This window comes from Gordonia rhizosphera NBRC 16068, assembly GCF_000298195.1.
GTDB lineage: Bacteria > Actinomycetota > Actinomycetes > Mycobacteriales > Mycobacteriaceae > Gordonia > Gordonia rhizosphera.
Genome location: NZ_BAHC01000053.1, coordinates 53,424 through 75,598, shown reverse-complemented (window position 1 = coordinate 75,598; position 22,175 = coordinate 53,424). Strand labels below are relative to the sequence as shown.

Here is a 22,175-nt window from a genome sequence, read left to right as displayed (position 1 = left end):
CGTGTGCACCCGGCCGGGTGGTGAAATCCGTGGCGCGTGACATGGCAGCTGTCTTCCGGGATCATGTTCGCACCCAGGATCCCGAGCATGACGCGCTGCGCAGGGCACTGCGCGCCGCGTTCGTCATCCCGTCGGCGTTCGCGATCGGTTACTTCGTCGTCGGCGGGTCACAGACCCCGCTCTTCGCCGCATTCGGGTCGTTCGCGCTGTTGGTGTTCGTCGACTTCCCCGGCGACCGGCGTGCCCGCGCGGTCGGCTACCTCGGGCTCGCCGCGATCGGCGCTGGGCTGATCACCCTCGGAACCCTGGTCTCCGAGATCGCCTGGCTCGCGGTGCTGGCCATGTTCGCGATCGGATCGGTAGTCCTGTTCATCGGCGTCGTCAGCGCCGCACTCGCCGCATCCCAACGCTCGGTGCTGCTGACTTTCGTGCTGCCGGTGGCATCACCGGCACCGCCGAGCACCGTCGGCGACCGTCTGCTGGGTTGGGCGATTGCTCTCGCCTGCTGCGTCCCCGCGGCGCTGTACCTGTTCGCACCACACCACCATGACCGCCTGCGCGCTCGGGCGGCCCGTACCTGCAGGCTGCTCGCCGGCGTGCTGGAAGGTGATGGCGATCCGGCCGACGCGAGGGCAGCCATGGCCGACCTGCAGACGAGCTTTCTCGCAACTGCCTGTCGGCCTGTCGGCCTGTCGGCCGGGAGCCGGGCGTTGGTCCGTGTGGTCGGTCAGTTGCAGTGGCTGACCGACCGCCTGACCCTGCGGACATCGGTGGACCCGCCGTTGGCGGGGTCGTCACCGGAAACCGCTGCGCGGGTTCTGCGCACCGCCGCATCGACCATCGAGCCCGCAGAACCCGAACAGCATCGTCGATCGCTTTCCCGGCTCGAGAACCTGGTCGCCGAACTGGACGACGAGCGCGACCGGGCGTTCGCTGAGTTCACTGCCGCACGGGATAACCGCGCCGCCACCGCGGTGCTGGCGTCGCACGCCGTGGACTCGGCGGTGGCGACCACCGGTCGCATCATCGCCTGGTCGGCCGCCGCCGATCGGCGTCCCGTGGTCGACCGACTACTCGGACGCGGCCTGTCCGGCGAGGGGCCGGATGGCCGAGCCATCCCCCGGTCACTGGTCTCCCCCAACTACCTCCGTGGTTATCTCCGGACCCGGTCGATCACTCTGCAGAACAGCCTTCGCGGAGGGCTCGGTCTGGCCATGGCGGTAGCCGTCACCGAGTTCTTCTCGGTGCAGCATGGTTTCTGGATCGTGCTCGGCACCCTGTCGGTCCTGCGCAGTTCCGCACTCACGACCGGGTCGTCGGTGCTGCGCGCCATCCTCGGGACCGTCGTCGGCTTCGCGATCGGCGCCGCCATCCTCGAACTGCTGGGGACCGGGCCGGTCGTGCTCTGGGTCGCGTTGCCGCCCGCCATCTTCCTCGCCGCATTCGTGCCCGAGGTGGTGTCGTTCACCGCCGGCCAGGCGGCCTTCACGGTCACGGTCCTGCTGTTGTTCAACGTGATCGACCCCGTCGGTTTCCGGGTGGGGCTGATCAGGATCGAGGACGTCCTGCTCGGCTCGGCGGTGGCGGTCGTCGTCGCCTTTCTGTTGTGGCCGCGGAGCGCAGCGACGACGATGCGGGTCGGCGAGGCGGGGGCGGCCGCCGCGGGGGCGCGTTTCCTGGTCGCGGCGGTACAGCACGTCACCCGCCACCAGGCCGTCGACCCCGCGGTCCAGGCCGAGGCCTATGCGACCTCCCGGACCTTCGACGACGACGTCCGGCAGTATCTCGCCGAGCGCGGTGGGACCCGCGACGGCATCAGACCGGTCCTGCACGCCTCGACGCGGACGGTTCGAACGGTGCTCGCCGCCGAGGCGATCGCGCGGATCACGTCAAGCGCACCGCCGGGTCCCGACGCCCCTGCGTGCGCTGTGCTGGAACGACACGCAGCCGCACTCGCCGACTGGCTCACCGGCGGGTCCGAACATCCCCCGTCGGCATCCGTCGGTGCGGACCTCCTGGACGCACCCGGTGCCGATGCGGCCGGCGCCCCTCTGCTCTGGACCGCCGCTCACCTCAACGAGCTGGAGTTGCTCCGGGATCACCAGGCGCGGGCGCGAGCGGCCGCGTGAACCGCCGGCAGTCGTCTTCGACCCGCGGTTGCGGAATCGTCACTACAAGATGGGGCTGGCGAGCCAGTCGGCGTGCACGTTCACCCAGCCGGCCACCATGGCGATGACGCCGAGCAGCCACAGCGTGACCAGCACGATCGCCGCCGTACCCATCCACACGCCACCCTGCACGCTCCAGTGCTGTCGGGCGATCCAGTCCGTCCACGCGTCGTAGCGCCCCCGGGCGAACACCAGCACCCGATGGGCCCAATGGAACTCCGACGCCAGGATGCCGAGGCCGACGAAGACGATCAACCAGCCCGGGCCGGGATATGGAATCGCGACGACGCCGCCTGCCAACACAATCGTCCCGAGGACACCGACGGCGATGCGGTACGCACGGTGTTGTCTCGGATTCTGCCGGATCACGTAGCGCCGTTTTCGCCCCCACACCCGCAACCGTTTCCAGGCCGACATCTTCTCCGCATCCGTATCCGATCCGACCGATGAGGATTTCAGCCTACGCGACAAGCGCTCGACGCCAGCCGCGCGCGATCGCAGCACAGGATCGGGTTATCGTGCCGCTGCTGAAAACCACTGTTGGTGGGTGCGCGGTTGAGGATATGACTGCGGGCCCGCTGTTAGGGTGAGGTCTTCAGATGAGTGACTTCGGGAGGCCACCATGGGTGCCGACGATGCGCGCGAACAACCCTCACCCGCCACCGACGGGCTCCTGGACATCGCCGGGAACCTCTCCCGCTATCACCGCGAGCACGAGAAGTACTACTCCGAGGCACCGCTGACCGATGCGCTCGCGTTGCAGCGCGTCGCCCGCACGCTGACCGCTCTGGCCGAGCGCTGGTCCTCTGCCGAGCCGACATCGACACCATCGCCGAGCCCGTTCGCCGGGGCCCCCGATCTCAACGACGAACGTGCGATCGAGACGAGCGGGGTCCTCTTCATGGAAGGCGGCGGCGAGCCGGCGGAGATCAGCGTGATCGAGGCCGAACTCGAGGCCCACGCCGACCGCAGCGAACAGAGCGGCACTTGGCTCGCCTCCGCGATGGAAACCTCCTGGGCGATGTCCGAGGCGCTGCTCGCCTATCCGGGGCTCGCCGACCTCCTCGCGGAACGCCACCGGATCATCGGCAACAACTGGCGCAACGCGTCCACCGCGCGACTGATCGCGCTCTGTCTTCGCCGTGCCGTGGCGATCATGCGTCGGATCGATTTCACTCCCGCCGCGTTACGCGACGACCTGGCCGGGGACCGTGTCTCGGCCAGATACCTGTTCTCAGCGGCCGAAATGATTGCCCACGCCGCCGATCTCGCGACCGAGAGTGCGGTGCTCACCCATGAGGACGAGCGTCGCTGGCGGGTCTTCCATGATCGGATCGCCCACATCACCGGCTCCGGCCAATAACATAGAGGACCGTGAAGGCGGTCATCCAAGACAAGTACGGGCCACCGGAGGTACTTCGCGTCGCAAACGTGCCACTCCCGGATCCCGGTGCGGGACAGGTGCGGGTCAAGGTGGTCGCGACATCGGTCAACCTGAGCGACTGGGAAACCCTTCGTGGCCGCCCGGCCTACTCACGCATCGGCGGGCTGCGCAAACCGGCACAGCCGACGCTTGGCTCCGACATCGCCGGGTGGGTGGACGCGATCGGTGAGGGTGTCACCCGATTCCGCCCCGGCGACGCGGTCTACGGCGACAATCTTGCTCTCAAGGGTGGATTCGCCGAGTACGCGGTCGCGGCCGAGAAGGCGCTGACGCTCAAACCGGCCGAGCTGGAATTCATCGAGGCCTCGACGATCCCCCAATCGGGTGCGATCGCGCTGCAAGGCACCCGTGGCGCCGGACCCGGTAAGCGCGTCCTGATCAACGGAGGCGGAGGTGGCGCCGGTGTGTTTGCGATCCAACTGGCCAAACGGGCCGGCGCCCACGTCACGGGTGTGGACAACGCAGCAAAGCTCGACTTCATGCGCTCGCTCGGCGCCGACGAGGTCATCGACTACCACCGCGACGACTTCACCCGTCAGCGCTACGACCTGATCCTCGACATGGTCGCGCACCGTTCGGTCTTCGCCTATCGCCGGGCCCTCAATCGCGGCGGCCGCTATCACTGCGTCGGCGGCACCGTGCCGACGCTGCTGCGGGTAGTGACCGCCGGTGTCGTCGTGGGCGGTGTCACCGGCCGCCGGCTGGGCATGCTGGTGGTGAGGGAGGGCCCGGCCAACTTCACCCCACTGACCGACATGCGCCTCGCAGGCGAGGTCGCCACCCAGATCGATCGCACCTACCCACTCGAGGAGACCGCCGATGCCCTCGCCCGTGTCGGCGCAGGTCAGGCCCTCGGCAAGGTGGTCGTCACGCCGTGACGGACACGGCCGCCGATCGCGCGCGCCCCGCCGACGAACTCTACGCGGTTTCCCGTCCGTGACGTGACGCCAACCCGAATGACACCTGCAACCGTCTGATGTGCTCACGAACCTCACGCAGCTCGGCCAATAATTGAAGCATCTCGGTGGAGTGCGGTCGGTGACCCTCGATCTCGACGACCAGCTTGTCCGCCAGCGCCTCGAACTCCCGCACGAACACCATGGCCTGCAACCGAGACGGGTCGTCGGGAACGGCATACATGGCCGATGATGTTATCCCCGCCTACAGCGATTCGCCGGTCGGCTGCCGAATCGTGATGTATCGGTTGAGTCAGGACATCACTGGTCTTCAGCCCCCGGAGGGAATTCCCATGAACCGATCCGACCCGGTACTCATCACCGGCTGTTCGAGCGGTATCGGCGCGGCGACGGCTGCGCATCTGATCCGTCACGGACACACCGTCTACGCGACCGCCCGCAGACCCGAGACTCTCGCCGCACTGGCCGAGATGGGTTGCACGACAATCGCGCTCGACGTCACCGACGAGGAATCGATGAGTACGGCGGTGGCAGCGGTCGAGGCCGAGCACGGTGCGATCGGTGCGCTGGTCAACAACGCGGGGTATTCGCAGTCGGGGGCGGTGGAGTCGATCCCACTCGACGACCTCCGCAGGCAGTTCGAGACGAATGTCTTCGGGCTGGTCCGGATGTGCCAACTCGCGCTGCCCGGCATGCGCCGCGCCGGGCGCGGTCGGATCGTGAATATCGGCTCGATGGGCGGCAAGCTCACCTTTCCCGGCGGTGGGGCCTATCACGCCACCAAGTACGCGGTCGAGGCACTCTCCGACGCGATGCGGTTCGAGGTACAGGGATTCGGCGTGCAGGTGGTCCTCGTCGAGCCGGGGCTGATCACCACCGAGTTCGCCACCGCCGCGACGTCGTCGATGTCGGGTCTGGACACCGACGGCCCCTATCGCCGGTTCAACGACACCGTGGCGGAGACGACGGACAGTATCTATCGCAGCCCGGTGGCGAAGATCCTCGGCGGCGGACCCGAGGATGTCGCCAAGAGGGTTCACAAGGCGCTCGCCGCGAGCAGGCCGCGACCGCGTTACACGGTCACCGCGTCGGCGAAGTTGACGATTGCGCAGCGCCGTCTCACCCCGGATCGAATCTGGGATCTCGCCATGCGCACCCAGTTTCCCGTCCCGGGATCGTGAGCGCGCTCGGTGGACGAGGCTCCGGTTCTGGAATGGCTGCTGAGCAGTGACCCGTCCGTCGCGTACCAGGCGACGCGTGATCTGCTCGGCCACGACGACGCCAGGCTGCAAGGCCGCATCGAGGACGAAGGGGCTGGCGCCGCACTGCTCGCCGCCCGCGGGCCGCGTGGGCACTGGGGTGGGGGCTTCTACAACCCCAAATGGACCTCGACGCACTACACGCTGCTCGAATTGCGGGGGCTCGGCCTTTCTCCCACCAATTCGACCGCGCGTGACGCCTGCGCACTCGTGCTGCGCGACCACAAGGTTCGCGACGGCGGAGTCGACCCACGCCCGACGACAAGACACAGCGACGTCTGCGTCAATGGCATGGCGCTGAACTACCTCTCCTGGTTCGGCAGCGACGCCGGTCAACTGGTCAGCATCGTCGACGCCATCCTCGCCGAGCAGATGCCCGACGGCGGATTCAACTGCCGCACGAGGCGCACCGGCGCAAGGCACTCCTCGGTGCACACCAGCACCTCGGTGATCGAGGCAGTCACCGCCTACGAGCAGGCCGGGTACCTCCACCGCCGCGCGGAACTGTGCGATGCCCGCGCGGCGGCGGTGGAGTTCCTGCTGCGGCACCGATTGTTTCGCAGCGAACACACCGGCAGGCCGATCCGCCCCGACTTCACCCGGTTGCACTACCCGGCCCGCTGGTACTTCGACGTGCTGAGAGGACTCGACGCGCTTCGGGCCGCTGATGTCGGCTACGACGAGCGGATGCAGGACGCCTGCTCGGTGCTCGAGTCGCGCCGACGGTCCGACGGACGGTGGGCCGCGCATCGCGGTCACCCCGGGAAGACACACCTGACGTATCCGCCTGCGGGCGAACCCAATCCGTGGGTCACGCTGACCGCCCTGCGCGTTCTGCGGGCCTACACCTGACCGGCGGGAATCGGGCGCACACGGTGCGCATCGCGGTGGCCTGATGGTGCCGGGCCATCCGCCGCTCGAGGATCAGACGAAACGCCGCACATCACCGGCATCGCGGTGCGCCGACCATCCCAGATCACCGTTCGTCGCGAACCTCGCCCATGCGTGATGCATCTCGTCGGCGATGCGCTGATCGGGTTCGGGTCCGATCAACGCATGGGCGGTGCCGAGATGGTCGAAGACGAACGGGATCTCCACCGCATGACCGGCCCGGATGTCGGCCTGTGGACTGCGGTATCCGAACTCGTACAGGTGTGTCGCGCCGGCCGGTCGGGACTCGGCGATCGCGATCGTCGGGGACGAGAATGCCCGCGCGGTGAGCGCCTCGCTGACCACATCACCTGCGCTCGCCCCGGCGTCGAGCCGACTGCGGAGATAGTCGAGGCCGCCGGGACGACGCCCGAGAATCGCCGCCGCGGCCTCCTCGGTGACGGCCTGCGCTCCGCCGGTCGCGACCATGAAGAATCGGAACTCGTCGGCGTTCCAGCCCGCGAGCAACGGTATGTGGGCCCCGGACCCGGCCGCGATGGCCTCCTGCGGAATCGCGGTGAGGACCTCCCCGTCCACGACCGGGAACTGCGACATCATCCCCATGCCGAGGTGGACGATCGTCGGTCCCCACACCTCCGGGTCCGGGTCGAGCATCAACTCGAGCGCCACCTGCGTTTGGGCGCGTAGCATTTCGTCGACGCTGAGGCGGCCGAAGCCTTCGGCGGTCGCGTCGATCTCGAGGATCTGCGCCATCCGAGCGGTGACCTTGCGTGCGTCGGCAGGATCGGCGGCGGCAGAACCGTTGCCACTCTGCATGATTGCGCGTCGGAACAGGCCAGCGGCGAGTGGTGATGCCAATAGTGACGCGACGCTCATCGCACCGGCGGACTCGCCGAAGACGGTGACATTGTCGGGGTCACCTCCGAAAGCGGCGATGTTGTCACGCACCCACGCCAACGCGGCGATCTGATCGAGCAACCCGCGGTTGTCGGGCGCCCCCTCGATCGAGGCGAAACCGGCTGTGCCGAGCCGATAGTTGATCCCGACGCAGACGACGCCGTCGCGCGCGAACGTGTCCCCGGCATAGATCTCGAGGCGATTGGAACCGCGCGTGAATGCGCCCCCGTGAATCCACACCATCACCGGTAATCCGCCCGCGCCCGGGTCTGGGGTCCACACATTGAGATTGAGGTAGTCATCGCCGAGCGCGATCGCGTTGTCGAGCAGTGCCGCGATCGGGGCGGGATAGCCGACCTGCGGGGCGGTCGGCCCGTACTCGGTGGCCGGCCGGACACCCGCCCATGCGACGGCAGGCTTCGGAGCGGCGAAAGCCGACTCGCCTGTCGGCGGTGCCGCATACGGGATTCCGAGATAGGAGAAGATCCCATCGACGAGGAGGCCGGACACCCGGCCGCCGGCTGTGATCACCGCGGGGGCTTCCACGTCAGCACGAGTCATACCGCCGACGGTACGCGATGGCAGTGGCCGCTGGTGCTCTCACTGAACATTGTGGCGCCGCGTCCGGCCTGTGAGAGCGGGCATCGTTGGTTAGCCTCATGGCGTGACGGCTCTTGGGAACGAGGTGGCGGCGTCCTGGCGTGGCATCCTCGTCGTGGGTGTCCCCGTCGCCGTTCTGCTGTCGCCGTCCTTCGGTGGCCTCGACGAGGTGCAGCACCGGTTGCTGGCGATCTTCGTGTTCGCCGTGCTGGCCTGGGTGCTGGAGCCGATCCCGATCTTCGCCACCTCGGTCGTGGTCATCACGGCGGAACTGTTCCTGATCTCGGACAAGGTCCCGTCGCTGTGGGCACTGCCCGAGGGATCCGGTGACCCGCTGCCCTACGCCGGGATCCTGGCGGCCTTCGCCGACCCGATCATCATCCTGTTCCTCGGTGGCTTCTTCCTGGCTGCTGCGGCCACCAAGTACCGCCTCGACCGCAACCTCGCCCGGGTGATCCTGGCGCCGTTCGGGTCCCGAACGCCGATGGTGGTCCTGGCGTTGCTGAGCATCACCGCCCTGTTCTCGATGTTCATGTCGAACACCGCCACCGCCGCGATGATGCTGGCGGTCGCGGCGCCGGTCATCGCCAGCCTGGAACCCGACGACCCGGCCCGCCGGGCCCTGGTGCTGGCCATTCCGATCGGTGCCAACATCGGTGGGATCGGTACCCCGATCGGCACCCCGCCGAACGCGGTGGCGATCAACTATCTCGGTCCGGGCAACGAACTCGGGATCTCCCCGATCAACTTCGGGCAGTGGATGCTGTTCGCGATGCCATTCGTCGTGGTCTTGCTCGTGATCGCCTGGCTGCTGATCGGCCGGCTCTATCGTTCGGAGACCACGCACGTCCGGCTGGAGATCGACTCCCGGTGGCTGATCTCGCCCAAGGCGGTCATCGTCTACGTGACCTTCGTGGTCACCGTGCTGCTCTGGCTGACCAGTTCGTGGCACGGGGTGCCGTCCAACATGATCGCCATGATCCCGATCGCGGTGTTCCTGGTGACCGGGGTGATGAACGCCAAGGACCTGCGGTCGCTGAGCTGGGAGGTGCTGTGGCTGGTCGCCGGCGGCGTGGCGCTGGGCAATGCGATGTTCTCCACCGGTCTGAGTCAGTGGTTCGTCGACCAGGTGCCGTTCGCCTCGTTCCACGGCGTGGTGATCATCGCCGTCCTCGGTGTGCTGGCGATCGTGATGAGCACCTTCATCTCCAACACCGCCACCGCGGCGCTGCTGCTGCCGCTGGTCGCCGCCCTCGGTGTCGACACTCCCGCGCTGGAATCGCTCGGCGGGGCGATGCCGGCGCTGATCATGACCACCTTCGCGTGTTCGCTGGCGATGGCGCTGCCGGTGAGCACCCCGCCGAACTCGATGGCGCACGCCACCGGTGAACTTCAGACGCGGGACATGGCACGCCCCGGTGTGCTGCTCGGGCTGATCGGTCTGGCCGCGACGGCGGTCCTCGTCACGATCCTGGTGGCGACATGAGCCGCCCCGAGAAGCATCTCGACGTCGCCGCGGAGTACTTCGGCCCGGACGCACGCACGCAGACCCTCGCCCCGGGCGAGGCACTGATGCGGGTCGGGCAGCCGAACACCCGCCTATACCTGGTGCTCGAGGGCGAACTGCGCTGCGAAGGCGAGGATGAGCAAGGCGTGTGGCGTGAGCTCTTCGTGCTGCGCAGCGGCGACCTGGCCGGGGTCAACAGCTTCTTCGGCCGGCCGCATGTCTCCGTCTACGACATGGTGGCGATGGGTGAGGTGTCACTGGCCTACCTGGACCGGGCGGTGATCCCCGCCGAGCGCAAGGAGTCGGTGGACGCGAACCTGGTCCCGCTGGTGATCCACGCCCTGCATCGGCGGGATATGCAGCGCAGCGAGCTGGAGCGGATGCTCGGCGTCGCGCAGTTCGGCGCCGGGATCGCGCACGAACTCAACAACACCCTGACCGTTGCCTTGCAGGGCTGGTCGTGGCTCGATCGGGTGGTGACCCAGCGCCTGCTGCAGGGTCGCAGTGCGGAGGTCGTCGACGCCTTCACCGCCGGCCGGGCGGAGCATCCGCACCCGTCGTCGGCACAGGTGCGACAGCGGGCCCGGGAACTGGCCGCCCGGCACGGCTGGAGCGAGAGCTTCGCCCGCCGCTGGGCCCGCGCCGGCCTGCCCGACCCGGACCCGGGTGAGGACTCCGGGGACATGCTGGAGTTCTTCGAGATCGGCGAGGCGCTGGCCGACGCCACGTCGGCGATCGGCCACACCCGTCACGTGCTGGACCAGATGCATGCGTTGGGACAGCGCCGCCAGCCGCACACCAGCACCGTCGACGTCGCCGCGTCAGTGGACTCGGGGCTGGGACTGGTCCGGCACCTGCTGTCCGGGGTGGATGTCGAGATGGTTTCGCAGCCGGACGTCCAGGTCCGCTGCGACCGCCTGCAGCTCGATCAGGTCTGGGCGAACCTCGCCCGCAATGCCGCGAACGCCTTGCGCGCCCCCGGGCTGCCCGAGCCGCCTCGGTTGCGCGTCGAGTGCGATGTCGCCGGCGGGATGGCCCGGGTCCGGATGACCGACAACGGACCCGGGATCAGCCCCGACATCCTGCCGGAGATCTTCTCCCCGCAGGTGACCGGCGCGCCCGGCCGGACGAGCATGGGGCTGGGTCTCGGGCTGAGCCTCGCCCGGTCGGTCGTCACCGCGTACGGCGGCATGATCGGGGCGTCCAACGTCAGCCCGCACGGTGCTCAACTCGAGGTCCGCCTTCCGCTGGCGCACCCGGCGGGTGAGCATTCCGCGCCGAAACCGACGAACGGAGCAGCAACGTGAGCACGGCTCCCTTGATCGTTTGTGTGGACGACCAGCGTGAGGTGGGCAGCGCCCTGCTGCGCGACCTCGAGCCGCTGACCTCCCATTTCACCATCGTGGACTGCACCTCCGCGGCAGAGGCGTGGGAGGAATTGGAGGATGCCGACAGCCACGGCCGGCCGATCGCACTGCTGATCTGCGACCACCTGATGCCCGTTGAGACCGGGGTGGAGTTTCTGACGCGGGTGCGCTCGGACTTCCGCTTCCGTGGCGTGCACAGCATCCTGCTGACCGGAATGGCCACCCAGGCCGACACCATCGAGGCGATCAACGCCGCGCACCTGGACCGCTACGTGAGCAAACCGTGGGATCCGCAGCGTCTGCTCACGGTGGTCGAGGAGGAACTGACCCGCTGGGTCCTCGAAAGCGGCCTACCCACCGATCGGTTCGAGGGCTGCCTGGCCGGCGATGTGATCATGCGGGAATCGTGGCGAGACGGAACCGAGCTGCGTCCGTGAGTGCGCGGAAACTCGATAGCCGCCCCGCGGGGCCGTCGACCTACGTTGAGTGGCCGGCCTGGATCAGACGCGGCCCAGCTCCGAGGTGAGGTGATGGGTCATCGGCACTCCGACCGCCGCCATCGCGAAGTCGGTGCGCAGGCTGTCCCCGTCCAGACGGTACCGACGTTCGGTGGCCTCCACCGACTTCGCCGTCGCCGTTCCCGTCACGACACCGGACATCCTGAGTGCGACAACTCCGTCGCCGACCTCCAGGACCCCCTCGCACAGTTCGGTGTGCCCGGTCGGCTGCGCGAGGGTGAATTCGACGACGCCGTCGGCCGGCAGTCGGAGGAATCCGGATTCGGTGTGCAGCGGGACGCCCGCCGCCGAGCGAGTGCGCTGCCGGTAGACCAGGAAGGGTTTTCCGATGTCCTCGATGGTGATGGTCTCTGTGTAGTCGAACGGGTCGATCGTCGGATACTCACCTCGGCCGGGACCGGTCCAGGTACCGATGAGCGAGGCGATCGGGGTCAGATTCGGCGCAGGATTCACTCTGCGAGAGTAATGCCCGATCATCACGGATCTTCATCGATCGAGTGCGCGTCGGCCGATTGAGTGGGCGTCGAGACTCGAGGCGCCGAACGAGTGAGGCCCTCCCCGCAGTCTGCGGAGAGGGCCTCGCGTCGTTCTCTGTGGTCCCGGCTGGGATCGAACCAGCGACCTCCCCGGTGTGAACGGGACGCTCTTCCACTGAGCCACGGGACCGCGCGCGGCGCGGTCGGCGCCGGTGCACGAGGGAGAAGGTTACACGCTTGGGTGCGAGTTCCAAAATCCGCCCCGCCATCCCGGCACAGATCCACCTGGGAGCCGCGCGCGCACCACTTCCAGCGCCCTGACCAGGCGATTTGGTGTTGCACGTTTTGTTCGGATAGTGTTCCCAATCGCGTCGAGAGCAACACGGTCCACAAGATCGCTCCCGACCACGCGGATGTAGCGCAGCTGGTAGCGCATCACCTTGCCAAGGTGAGGGTCGCGGGTTCGAATCCCGTCATCCGCTCGAGGCGAGTCCTCTCGCATCTGGTGGTGTGGCCGAGTGGTGAGGCAACGGCCTGCAAAGCCGTGTACACGGGTTCGATTCCCGTCGCCACCTCCACACCAATTTCACACGCGCGATTAGCTCAGCGGGAGAGCGCTTCCCTGACACGGAAGAGGTCACTGGTTCAATCCCAGTATCGCGCACCACAGTCAACGCAGGTCAGGGCCGGTTTTTACCGGCCCTGACCTGCGTTTCATGCAACTAGCGTGCTACAGCGACCGCGTGACCAGGACGGAAAACCCCGACCTGAGAGGCTCGTCATGAACGCATCGACCTGGGGACTACAGGTTGCCGTCATTGATGCAGCGGACATTGCCGGCGATCGTCACGGTCTGGGTGGTTCCGGTCTCGACGGGTTGCTGGATGTCGCTCGTCTTCACGACCCGGTGACGACGGCGATCGCCGTCGGGCGCAGTACGCCGAGCGTGATGCGCTCCTCGGCGAGGAATGCCGCCTGGTTCGTGACAAAGTCGTCGGCGTTTGGATGGGCCCATGCGCAGCGGATACCTTCGCGCACAAACAGTCGCATCGCCCGGTGGCTGTCGGCGATCAGGCAGCTCCCTGCGGTCATCTGCGTCGTCAGCACAACCTGAATCCCCGAGAGCCGGGCCGCCTCTTCGGCGGTCGGGTCTGGATTCAAGTAGAACCGCGAGGCGATGAGTGCTGGAGTTGCAGGACCGGTTCCTGGCCCATGCCGACCGCGCGCCGGTGATTGTTCTTCAGGCCATCGAAGCGGGCAAGGACAGTACGATCAAGCACGTCATGAGCCGTCTCAATCCCGAGGGTGTCGACGTTTCCAGCTTCAAGTCGCGAGCGGCGGCCGAGCGGGCCCATGACTACCTCTTGCGCCACCAGAGAGCGCTGCCGGAACTGGGGCGCATCGCGGTGTTCAACCGGTCGCACTACGAGAACGTGTTGATCACCCGCGTGCACCCGGAGACACTGTGGCCCCGCACCGCAGCGCTCGACGCGGAAAGCATCTGGCACCGGCGGTATCGCGACATCAACGATTGGGAGCGCTACTTCACCGACAACGGCACTGTCGTCGTCAAGCTGTTCCCAAACGTCTCCAAGGATGAGCAGGCGCTCGGCCACCTGTCGACCTCGGCTGTGCTGCTGGAGACGCGCGGGCCCTCAACCCGCAATACCCGCGGGTCGACGCCGCTGCCAAAGTCGAGTTGGCGGAAGCGCAGGAGGAGATGCTCGGCGGGAACGGGCCGACGCCACAGTAAAACGCGGCGCGCCAACGACGGCATGCCTTCCCGCCTTGGCCGTCCCATCCATGGATACGGCCTCATGGGCAGGCCTCATAGGGAGGAGAACGGCCGATGGCCGAAGCAGTCGATTTGACGGCGATCCCTCTGTCCGCGGCGTTGACCGAATTGGACAGTTCCCCTCAGGGGCTGACCTCGGTGCAGGCGCAATCACGGTTGCAGCGGTGCGGACCCAACGAGATCATCGAGAAGCGCCGCAACCCGGTGCTGGTGTTCCTGGGCTATTTCTGGGGGCCGATCCCGTGGATGATCGAGGCCGCGCTGGTGCTGTCGCTTCTGGTGAGGCATTGGACCGACGCGGTGATCATCGCGGTGTTGTTGGCGATGAATGGCGTGGTGGCGTTCGTCGAGGAACATCAGGCAGCCAATGCGATCGCTGCGCTGAAGCAGCGTCTGGCGGCGTCGGCGCGCGTGTTGCGGGACGGGGCCTGGGGGGTCGTCGCGACCCGCGAGCTGGTGCCCGGTGACGTGGTGCGGGTTCGCTTGGGCGATGTGGTTCCCGCGGACCTGAGGGTGCTCGACGACGTGTCCCTGGAGGTCGACCAGTCCGCACTGACGGGGGAATCCCTGGCGGTGACCCGCGGTGTCGGAGATGCGCTGTACTCAGGGTCGGTGCTGGTGCGCGGTGAGGGGAACGGGGTCGTATACGCCACCGGGGCCTCCTCGTACATGGGAAAGACCACCGCACTGGTCGAGTCCGCGGGCACGGTCAGCCATTTCCAGCGGGCGGTGCTGCGGATCGGCAACTACCTCATCGGCATTGCGGTGGCGCTGGTGACGCTGACCGTGGTGGTCTCGTTGATTCGGGGGAACCCGGTATTGCAGACACTCGAGTTCGCGCTGGTGGTCACGATCGCCTCGGTTCCGGTGGCGTTGCCGGCGGTGTTGTCGGTGACGATGGCGGTCGGGGCGCGCAAGCTGGCCCGCCAGCAGGCGGTGGTCAGTCATCTGCCCGCAGTCGAAGAACTCGGCGGGATCGACGTGTTGTGCTCGGACAAGACCGGCACCCTCACCCAGAACCGGCTCGCGCTGGCTGCCCACTGGAATGCATCGGGCGTCAAGGATCACCAGCTGTTCGCGGCGGCGGCACTCGCCTCGCGCGCCGAGGACCGCGACCCCATCGATCTGGCCATCCTGGCCGTCGCCGACCAGGTTCCGCAGGTGCAGGTGGAGCGCTTCGACCCGTTCGATCCGGTGGTCAAACGCGCCTCAGCGGCACTCCGCGCTTCCGACGGACAGCGTTTTCGGGTCAGCAAGGGCGCTCCGCAGGTCATTGCCGCCCTGTGCGACCAGGATGGTTCGGCGAGCGAGGTCGCCGCTGCGGTCGAGCGATTCGCCGGCCACGGCTACCGATCGTTGGGGGTGGCTCGTGCGGATGCCGATGGGCCGTGGCGACTGCTGGGGGTGCTCGCGTTGGCCGACCCGCCCCGCGACGACTCAGCCGCCACCGTTGGGGCTGCACGGGATGAGGGCATTGATGTGAAGATGGTGACCGGCGACCAGATCGCCATCGGCGCCGAGATCGCGCGTGAGGTCGGCCTGGGCGACCACATCCTCGACGCCAGCGCCCTCGAGACCCCTGGCACGGATGGCGAATTGGGCGCTGGGGTGGAGGAGGCCGACGGGTTCGCGCAGGTGTTTCCCGAACACAAATATCGCATCGTGCGGCTGCTGCAGTCACGGGGCCACATCGTCGGGATGACCGGCGATGGGGTCAACGATGCTCCCGCGCTCAAGCAAGCCGATGCCGGCATCGCCGTCGCCGGCGCCACCGATGCCGCCCGTGCCGCCGCCGACGTCGTGCTGCTGGCTCCCGGGTTGTCGGTGATCGTGGCGGCGATCCGGCAGGCTCGCGAAATTTTTGCGCGGATGACCAACTACGCCACCTACCGTATCGCCGAGACCATCCGGGTGCTGTTGCTGATCACCCTGGCGATCGTGGCGGTGAACTTCTTCCCGGTCACCACCGTGATGATTGTGTTTCTGGCCGTGCTCAACGACGGCGCCATCCTGGCCATCGCCTACGACAACGTCCGCGGCTCAGCCAAACCCGCAGCGTGGGATATGCGCGGCGTGCTCACGCTGGCCAGCGCGCTGGGCCTGATGGGTGTGGCCGAGACCTTTCTGCTGTTCGCGCTCGCCGAGAAGGTGTTCGACCTCGACCAAGACACGATCCGCACCCTGATGTATCTCAAGCTGTCCGTCTCCGGGCACTTCACCATCTTCGTCACACGCACCCGCGGTCCGTTCTGGTCACGGCCCTGGCCCGCGCCGATACTGCTCACCGCGGTCATCGGCACCCAAATTGTGGCGACATTCATCGCCGTCTACGGGGCGCTCATGACCCCGTTGGGCTGGGGTTGGGCCGGCGTGGTGTGGGCCTACGCGCTGTTCTGGTTCCTGGTCGAGGACCGGGTGAAGCTGGGCACCAATTGGTGGCTCGACCGGCACCCCGGTCGCTTTGATCGCTCGAGCGGACCCATGCCGACGCGAAAACCTACGGCTGGCTGACGCTCAACGGGACGACGTGAACTCACGGTGCAGTTCGGTCAACCCCTGCGTCTGCCAGCTGGGTTCGTAGGTGTAGCGCCGTGCATCATCCCGGCCGTGTGCATTCTCAGAAATTCGGATTCGACCATCCGGTCGAGGATCCGGTTGAGCGAGATCCGGCCTTCAGCCCGGGCGAGCGGTGCACCCGGACAGAAGTGGTTGCCACCTCCGAACGAGGCGACATTGAAAGGCGCCACGCTGGTGCCGGCCGGCCGGGCAGGCAGGCACCTCGGTGACCATCGAGCGGTCGCTGCCGCATGGGCATGTGGCTGCGGTGTGGGCACAAGCCGGCATCCTGGGGTTGGCGAAGATGCTCGGGCCGGCGGGGCGGATGCGGGATGTGGCAATGGCGTTGACCGTGGCCCGGACGGTGGAAGCGGCGTCGACCTCGTTAGGTCGAGTCGAATAACCTTGTGCCCGTCTCGATATGCCTTGAGTCGGCCATCAGCGACATCTGGCTGATGGTGCGCTCGTCGAGGTCGAGGTACCCGGACCGCGCTGATGGACGCGTATGCGCGCGCTGTTGTGCTGCCACCAGAACATCCGTTGCCTGTATCGACTCCGTGCTGCCAAGGTTTGACGCGGCGCGGTGGTGCGTGACTCATCGCAAAGGCGCTCACCACGAGTCTCGTCGATATCCCTCGGACCCATGCGAGAGCACCGACACCGGCGCCGCACCCTCGGCGGGCCGGTCCCTCGTGTCAGTCACGCTCGCGCCGTGGAACGAGAAAGTACGCCAGGATCGCCACGGCCACAGGTACGACGGTGACAGCCAGCATCGTCAGGCGGATCGCATTGGTGAAGTCCCAGTCCAGCGCGAGTCCCGAGGCCTGCTGCACCAGATTGGGGTCGAATATGGACGCACCCGGGCTGTGCGCCAGCGAACTCCCCACCGAATCCACGGCGCGTCCGGCCTCTTCGGCCGACATCCCGCGCGACTGCGCGTCGGCCATCCATTGCTGCTGGAAGAACACGTTGAACACCAGGATGTAGACCGTCGGGCCCAGCGCGTAGCCGGCCGTCCCGAACGTCGAGCGCATGGCCGCCACCGACCCGGCCTTGTCGGGTGCGGCGTAGGACAGGGTGGTGTCCGACGCCGGCGTGGAGACCAGGTCGGCACCGAGGTTGAGCAAGAAGGTGGTCAGCACCAGCACCCACAGCGCCAGGGTGGGTGTGGCGATGATCGAGAGAACCAGCCCGCTCGCGGCGAGCACGACCAGCCCGCTGATCAGGACCGGACGGGCGGTGTACTTCGCGACGAGGTGCCCGGCCAGGATGCTGACCGTGGCCAGTAGCACGGTCCCCGGCAGATAGACCAACCCGATGGTCTTTGCCGACAGCCCCAGGACGAGACCGCCGAACTGGCCGAGCACGACACTGAACCCTCCGCACAAGAAGCCGACCGTCAACACCGCCAGCAGCGCCACCACGAAGGCGGGCCGGGCAAAGAGCGCCAACTCCAAGGCCGGGTACGGTGCGCGTCGCTCGTGGCGGACGAACACCGCCATCGCCAACGCCGACCCGAGGAGCGGAGCCCATGCCTGCGCTGCGGTGATCCCGTTCTGGGCTGCGCTGAGCCCATAGATGAGGCCCAGCAGCGCCACCCCGAACAGACCCACTCCGACGACGTCGAGCGCACGGGCGCGCTGACGCGGCGGCTCGGCGACGTACCGGACGATCAGCAGCAACGCGACCAGCGCCAGCACCGGGGTGACGACGAACAAAGCTCGCCAGCCCACGATCCCCACCGCCCACCCGCCGACCAGAGGGCTGAGCCCATAGAGGACGGCGTCGGTGGCCATGACGATGCCTATGGCCACCGGCCGGATCGTCGACGGGACCGACACGGTCAGCAACGCCAACGACAGCCCCGCCATCGCGGTCAACGCGACCCCGTCCGCCATGCGCGTCACCAGTAGAAACGCGTAGCCCGGCGAGAGCCCGCCCAGCAACTCGACACCGATATGCGCCACCAGCCCGTAGACCAGTAGGCGTTTGAGTCCGTAGATGTCGCCGAGGTTTCCCACCGCCAACACTGCAGCCGCCACCACCAGCGACGCCGCGCTGGCCAGGAAACCGAGTTGGCCGGGCGGCACATCGAGCGCCTCGCCTACAGCACCGAGATTCAGCGTCAGCAGCCGCGGGTCGATGCCCGGGATCGCGAAGGCAATCGCGAGGCCCAGTGTGGCGAGAACCAGCCTCGCCGTCATCGGTGGACGGACTTGATCCCCGGCTGTGGTGCCATCAGGCATGGCACATGTTCTCACATCCCAGCCGAAAACCGCTCGGACACTGGCCAATCGGGCGCACAAGTGCCTCGCAGGCGTGCACACCGAACTCGCCTCCGGCGTCGGGCGGGACGTAGCGCACCGACTATCTGACCGGCGTCGCCGAACTGCTGGAGCCACCGCGAACAGCGAACGCGCGAGAAGGACGCCGCCGTCAATCCCGACGAACTGCTGCAGGCTTCCCAGTTGACGACGATGCTGTACCTCGTGCAGGACCGCAACTGGACCGGAGGGGAATCGTGAGGTGGGGAAAACGCCGGCGGCTGGTGGCGAGGCCGGTGTTCACTCGCGTGCTCGCAGTCATCGGCGCCGTCATGGTGGCCGTGTCCCTGTCTGGATGCGAGGGTCCGTCCGGAAGTTCGGCGACGACAGCGAGTTCCTCTCCCGCGGCGCCGTCGACGGGCGAGCCAGGTGCCACCGAGCAAGGTCCGTACCGGGTAACCGCCACCGTGCCCGTCGGCAAGAACCCATTCGGGGTGACGGTGGACCCCGGCACCCATACCCTCTATGTCACCGACAGATCCGACAACACCGTGTCGGTGATCGACGGGGCGACGCACACCGTCACCACCACCGTGCCCGTCGGCGAGAACCCGTTCGCGGTGGCGGTGGACCCGGGCACCCACACCCTCTACGTCGCCCAGTTGTTCGACAACACGGTGTCGGTGATCGACGGGACGAGACACACCGTCACCACCACCGTGCCCGTCGGCCAGTTCCCAGTCGATCTGGCGGTGAACCCGAGCACCCACACCGTCTACGTCACCAACCGCAACGACGACACGGTGTCGGTGATCGACGGGGCGACGCACACGGTGACCGCCACTGTGCGCGTCGGCGACGCCGAGTCGGGGGTGGCGGTGGACCCGGGCCTAAACACCGTCTACGTGACCACCGAGTTGGTCAGCGGCGGCAACGTGACCAGCGGCAACAACATGGTGTGGGTAATCAACGGAGCGCATCAGGCCGTCGTCACCAACGTCCCTGTGGGCAACGGCCCGAACTCGGTGGCGGTCGACTCGGACACCCACACCGTCTACGTCACCAACCGCAACGACAACACGGTCTCGATGATCGACGGCTCGACGTACGGCCAAATCGCCATCGTGCCCGTCGGCAAGGACCTGCGGGGGGTGGCGGTGGACCCGAGCACGCACACCGCCTACGTCACCCGGGCCTACGACAACTCGGTCTCGGTGATCGACGGGGTGACGCACACCGTCACCGCCACCGTGCCCGTCGGCAAGAATCCGCAGGGGGTGGCGGTGGACCCGAGCACCCACGCCGTCTACGTCACCAATCGCGACGACGGAACGGTGTCGGTGATCGAACATCAGTAGGAGTTGGATCGGCTTCTCACAGTGGTGATCAGGTCGGCCCGATCGTGCTCCTCAGGCATCAGCACAGAACCAGCGTGCGGGACAGATACTCAGGAGTCGCCTGCCGGCGTCAATACGGCGACAGGGATGATTCTTCCCGCCTTCTGCTCGTACTTGACGAAGGAAGGCGCCTTGGGGAGGATCACGTCGCGCCAGATGCGGTCCCGGTCCACCCTGGGCAAGACGTCGACCTTGACGTCCTGCTCCCGGTCGGCGATCTCCACGTGCGCCGTGCCGGTCGCGCGCAGGTTGCGGAACCACTGCGGCTCGGCCACGCTGCCACCGGCGGTCCCGGAGACGAGGTACGTGCCGTCGTAGTCGAAGTAGGCGACGGGTGTGGTGTGCGGCGTCCCGGTCCGGCGCCCGGGCACCGTCACCAACATCACGGGACACCCTTTCGCCGTTCCACCCACCCGCCCGTGGGACCGGCGGTAGAGCGAAGTCCCCAGCCGGTTGACGCTCGGTCCGAGGCGCCGCAAGAGCAGTCCATGGTCGCGCGCCCCGCGCACGCGCCGGATGTAGGCGGCGTACTTACGCCGCCCCTGGAGCCGCCACATGATGCGTATCGGGAGCGGGAGCGGATCGAGGAACCACGACGCCTCCTCGGGCGTCGCGACCTCCACCATGATGCCGGTCGCGATGAGCTTCTGGGCGTTGGTGAACTTCGCGAACGCGTCCTCGCCGAACTTCTCCCACTCCTCGACGGTGATGTGCTCGCGGATCAGCGGCACCACGTGTGCCTCCTCGTCGTCGAGGTGTTCCACGAGAATGGCCGTCAGTTGGTCGATCGCGGCGGCCAACTCTGCGCCGTTGGTCGGGGTGACACGCCACCGCGCTGCGAGCTCACGCACTCGATCCGAGGCCTCGGAGGCAGCCTCGTGCTGGCGTTCCATCCGCTCGATGACGTCGGCCGTGGGTGCGGCACGCTCGAGGAGCCGGGGCCAGATGTTGCGGTCCTCGGTGGTGTGGTGGGCGTGGAGCCCGTTGAGCTGGAAGTCGAGATAACCGGCCACGACCTCGGCCCGTCGCGGGGACGTCGGCGGCGTGCGCCGGACCAGGTCGGCGATCTCGGGGAAGGCCGTGCGGAAGATGCGGTGGATGACCGCCATCTGCTCGGTGCGAGGGTGCGTGTCGTGCGTGGTTTCGGCGACGCTGACCATGGCGCGCCTCCTAGTCGTGAGGATGAAATATATAAGGTAACCTGATAATCAGGTTACCCTGAAGGAATCCAATGGCGCAATACCCCGGCCCGCTGAGCAGGGCAAATACCGTGACCCTGCTCGGGCAGGCTTACAGCCTGCTCGGGTTCCGCATTGTCGACGGTGTGGTCGGCGCCGGCTTTCCGCAGAAGCCGTCGCACTCGGCGGTCTTCGCACAAATCAGTCCCGAGGGCAGCCGGCTCAGCACTCTCGCACGGGGCGCGGGCATGACCCCGCAGGCGATGGGCGAACTCGTGGACGAGCTCGAGGAGTTGGGGTACGTCGAGCGACGCCCCGATCCCACCGACCGGCGCGCGAAGCTGATCGTGCTGACCCCGCGCGGGCAAGACTGCGTCACGGCCGGGCGCGCGACCATCGAAGGTATCGAGGACCACCTCGACGACCTGCTCGGCGCCGAGGGCCACGCCGAACTGCGGCGCCTGCTGGGCGTGGTGCTGACGGCCGACCGGTAGCGCCTCTTGCCCTGCTGGTGGCCGCAAACCTGCTGGAATGGATCCTGCTGAGGAACGCCCCCAATACCGTGGCATTGTGATGGCATGACCCGCATACGTTTGAGCACCACGGTCGATGCGGAGTTGTTGGCCGACGCCCGTCGCACTCGATCCGGGATCACCGACGCCGCGCTCGTTGACGAGGCTCTCCGGGCACTGCTCTCGCGTGACCACGCCTCCGAGGTGGACGCGAGTTATGCGGTCTACGACGAGCATCCGCTCGACGAAGCCGACGAGTGGGGAGATCTTGCGTCCTTCCGTCGAGCTGCAGCTGCAGCCGCCTCGTGAGCGACCTGCCTCGACGCGGGGAAGTCAGGTGGTGCGAGCTTGGTTGACGCTTGGCTGCATCGCGTCCTTAATCCTTCGTGATTTGGCCGGTCACCGATGGAGACCTCGCGCCGAAGGTGA

At 67.5% G+C, this 22,175-nt stretch carries 19 protein-coding genes, 4 tRNA genes and 2 pseudogenes; 16 read left to right on the top strand and 9 right to left on the bottom strand.

The window, feature by feature from the left end:
• Nucleotides 1-41: 41 nt before the first annotated feature.
• Nucleotides 42-2,129 carry an FUSC family protein gene (locus GORHZ_RS05680; RefSeq protein WP_040530343.1) on the top strand — a complete coding sequence of 696 codons (2,088 nt, stop codon included), beginning with the start codon at nt 42-44 and terminating at the stop codon, nt 2,127-2,129.
• A gap of 42 nt (nt 2,130-2,171) precedes the next feature.
• On the opposite strand, the gene GORHZ_RS05675 is transcribed toward GORHZ_RS05680, so the two are convergent.
• A complete protein-coding gene (locus tag GORHZ_RS05675) occupies nt 2,172-2,585 on the bottom strand; it encodes a TIGR02611 family protein (RefSeq protein ID WP_006331159.1) in 414 nt (137 codons plus the stop codon).
• 205 nt (nt 2,586-2,790) lie between these two features.
• Here GORHZ_RS05675 and GORHZ_RS05670 point away from each other — a divergent pair, with 205 nt between their 5' ends.
• Both GORHZ_RS05670 and GORHZ_RS05665 read left to right on the top strand, forming a co-directional pair.
• A complete protein-coding gene (locus GORHZ_RS05670; protein ID WP_006331157.1) occupies nt 2,791-3,531 on the top strand; it encodes a hypothetical protein in 741 nt (246 codons plus the stop codon).
• An 11-nt stretch (nt 3,532-3,542) separates the two neighbouring features.
• Nucleotides 3,543-4,490, top strand: coding sequence for an NAD(P)-dependent alcohol dehydrogenase (locus GORHZ_RS05665; RefSeq protein WP_006331155.1), 948 nt, complete (start codon nt 3,543-3,545; stop codon nt 4,488-4,490).
• A 40-nt stretch (nt 4,491-4,530) separates the two neighbouring features.
• On the opposite strand, the gene GORHZ_RS05660 is transcribed toward GORHZ_RS05665, so the two are convergent.
• Nucleotides 4,531-4,752 (bottom strand): hypothetical protein, encoded by a 222-nt coding sequence (locus GORHZ_RS05660; RefSeq protein ID WP_006331154.1) that lies wholly within the window; start codon nt 4,750-4,752, stop codon nt 4,531-4,533.
• 109 nt (nt 4,753-4,861) lie between these two features.
• On the opposite strand from GORHZ_RS05660, the gene GORHZ_RS05655 reads away from it, so the two are divergent.
• Together GORHZ_RS05655 and GORHZ_RS05650 are read left to right on the top strand one after the other, a co-directional pair.
• Nucleotides 4,862-5,710: an SDR family NAD(P)-dependent oxidoreductase gene (locus tag GORHZ_RS05655; protein WP_006331153.1), complete on the top strand. Its 849-nt coding sequence runs from the start codon at nt 4,862-4,864 to the stop codon at nt 5,708-5,710.
• 9 nt (nt 5,711-5,719) lie between these two features.
• Nucleotides 5,720-6,640, top strand: a complete 921-nt coding sequence (locus tag GORHZ_RS05650; RefSeq protein ID WP_006331152.1) for a hypothetical protein — start codon at nt 5,720-5,722, stop codon at nt 6,638-6,640.
• 72 nt (nt 6,641-6,712) lie between these two features.
• On the opposite strand, the gene GORHZ_RS05645 is transcribed toward GORHZ_RS05650, so the two are convergent.
• Entirely contained in the window at nt 6,713-8,137 is a 1,425-nt protein-coding gene (locus GORHZ_RS05645) for a carboxylesterase/lipase family protein (RefSeq protein ID WP_040530311.1), read from the bottom strand.
• 103 nt (nt 8,138-8,240) lie between these two features.
• On the opposite strand from GORHZ_RS05645, the gene GORHZ_RS05640 reads away from it, so the two are divergent.
• The 3 genes from GORHZ_RS05640 to GORHZ_RS05630 are packed head-to-tail and all read left to right on the top strand — an operon-like array spanning nt 8,241 to nt 11,487.
• The gene (locus GORHZ_RS05640) at nt 8,241-9,662 is read left to right on the top strand and encodes an SLC13 family permease (protein ID WP_217998310.1); all 1,422 of its coding nucleotides are present in this window, start codon (nt 8,241-8,243) and stop codon (nt 9,660-9,662) included.
• Nucleotides 9,659-10,990 (top strand): sensor histidine kinase, encoded by a 1,332-nt coding sequence (locus GORHZ_RS05635; RefSeq protein WP_006331147.1) that lies wholly within the window; start codon nt 9,659-9,661, stop codon nt 10,988-10,990. Before GORHZ_RS05640 ends, GORHZ_RS05635 begins: the two co-directional genes overlap by 4 nt.
• Complete coding sequence (locus tag GORHZ_RS05630) at nt 10,987-11,487, top strand: response regulator (protein ID WP_006331146.1); 501 nt, start codon at nt 10,987-10,989, stop codon at nt 11,485-11,487. Before GORHZ_RS05635 ends, GORHZ_RS05630 begins: the two co-directional genes overlap by 4 nt.
• 63 nt (nt 11,488-11,550) lie before the next feature.
• Here the strand turns inward: GORHZ_RS05630 and GORHZ_RS05625 are convergent, their stop codons facing one another.
• Nucleotides 11,551-12,021 carry a heme-binding beta-barrel domain-containing protein gene (locus tag GORHZ_RS05625; protein WP_245551354.1) on the bottom strand — a complete coding sequence of 157 codons (471 nt, stop codon included), beginning with the start codon at nt 12,019-12,021 and terminating at the stop codon, nt 11,551-11,553.
• Nucleotides 12,022-12,162: 141 nt separating this feature from the next.
• Nucleotides 12,163-12,234, bottom strand: a tRNA-Val gene (locus GORHZ_RS05620).
• A 219-nt stretch (nt 12,235-12,453) separates the two neighbouring features.
• Between GORHZ_RS05620 and GORHZ_RS05615 the strand changes: the two genes are divergently transcribed.
• From GORHZ_RS05615 to GORHZ_RS05605, 3 genes are all read left to right on the top strand, one after another.
• Nucleotides 12,454-12,526 (top strand) — tRNA-Gly (locus GORHZ_RS05615).
• 22 nt (nt 12,527-12,548) lie between these two features.
• A tRNA-Cys gene (locus GORHZ_RS05610) sits at nt 12,549-12,622 on the top strand.
• 14 nt (nt 12,623-12,636) lie between these two features.
• Nucleotides 12,637-12,711 (top strand) — tRNA-Val (locus GORHZ_RS05605).
• 230 nt (nt 12,712-12,941) lie between these two features.
• On the opposite strand, the gene GORHZ_RS05600 is transcribed toward GORHZ_RS05605, so the two are convergent.
• Nucleotides 12,942-13,205 carry a phage major capsid protein gene (locus tag GORHZ_RS05600; protein ID WP_006331144.1) on the bottom strand — a complete coding sequence of 88 codons (264 nt, stop codon included), beginning with the start codon at nt 13,203-13,205 and terminating at the stop codon, nt 12,942-12,944.
• A 20-nt stretch (nt 13,206-13,225) separates the two neighbouring features.
• Here GORHZ_RS05600 and GORHZ_RS29405 point away from each other — a divergent pair, with 20 nt between their 5' ends.
• Both GORHZ_RS29405 and GORHZ_RS05590 read left to right on the top strand, forming a co-directional pair.
• On the top strand, nt 13,226-13,915 hold the full coding sequence (locus GORHZ_RS29405) for a polyphosphate kinase 2 family protein (RefSeq protein WP_006331143.1): 690 nt from the start codon (nt 13,226-13,228) through the stop codon (nt 13,913-13,915).
• Nucleotides 13,894-16,350 (top strand): plasma-membrane proton-efflux P-type ATPase, encoded by a 2,457-nt coding sequence (locus tag GORHZ_RS05590; protein ID WP_006331142.1) that lies wholly within the window; start codon nt 13,894-13,896, stop codon nt 16,348-16,350. Before GORHZ_RS29405 ends, GORHZ_RS05590 begins: the two co-directional genes overlap by 22 nt.
• Before the next feature lie 3 nt (nt 16,351-16,353).
• Here GORHZ_RS05590 and GORHZ_RS31540 read toward each other — a convergent pair.
• Both GORHZ_RS31540 and GORHZ_RS05585 read right to left on the bottom strand, forming a co-directional pair.
• Nucleotides 16,354-16,565, bottom strand: a pseudogene (locus GORHZ_RS31540) (cytochrome P450); the annotation flags it as partial.
• Nucleotides 16,566-17,090: 525 nt separating this feature from the next.
• Nucleotides 17,091-18,599: an MFS transporter gene (locus GORHZ_RS05585; RefSeq protein WP_006331141.1), complete on the bottom strand. Its 1,509-nt coding sequence runs from the start codon at nt 18,597-18,599 to the stop codon at nt 17,091-17,093.
• A gap of 368 nt (nt 18,600-18,967) precedes the next feature.
• On the opposite strand from GORHZ_RS05585, the gene GORHZ_RS05580 reads away from it, so the two are divergent.
• The gene (locus GORHZ_RS05580; protein ID WP_157205082.1) at nt 18,968-20,017 is read left to right on the top strand and encodes a beta-propeller fold lactonase family protein; all 1,050 of its coding nucleotides are present in this window, start codon (nt 18,968-18,970) and stop codon (nt 20,015-20,017) included.
• Nucleotides 20,018-20,106: 89 nt separating this feature from the next.
• Here GORHZ_RS05580 and GORHZ_RS05575 read toward each other — a convergent pair whose 3' ends face one another.
• A complete protein-coding gene (locus GORHZ_RS05575) occupies nt 20,107-21,216 on the bottom strand; it encodes a nitroreductase/quinone reductase family protein (protein ID WP_006331138.1) in 1,110 nt (369 codons plus the stop codon).
• A gap of 71 nt (nt 21,217-21,287) precedes the next feature.
• On the opposite strand from GORHZ_RS05575, the gene GORHZ_RS05570 reads away from it, so the two are divergent.
• Nucleotides 21,288-21,728 (top strand): MarR family winged helix-turn-helix transcriptional regulator, encoded by a 441-nt coding sequence (locus tag GORHZ_RS05570; protein WP_006331137.1) that lies wholly within the window; start codon nt 21,288-21,290, stop codon nt 21,726-21,728.
• Nucleotides 21,729-21,788: 60 nt separating this feature from the next.
• Nucleotides 21,789-22,055, top strand: a pseudogene (locus tag GORHZ_RS05565) (type II toxin-antitoxin system antitoxin MazE5); the annotation flags it as partial.
• Nucleotides 22,056-22,175 lie beyond the last annotated feature (120 nt).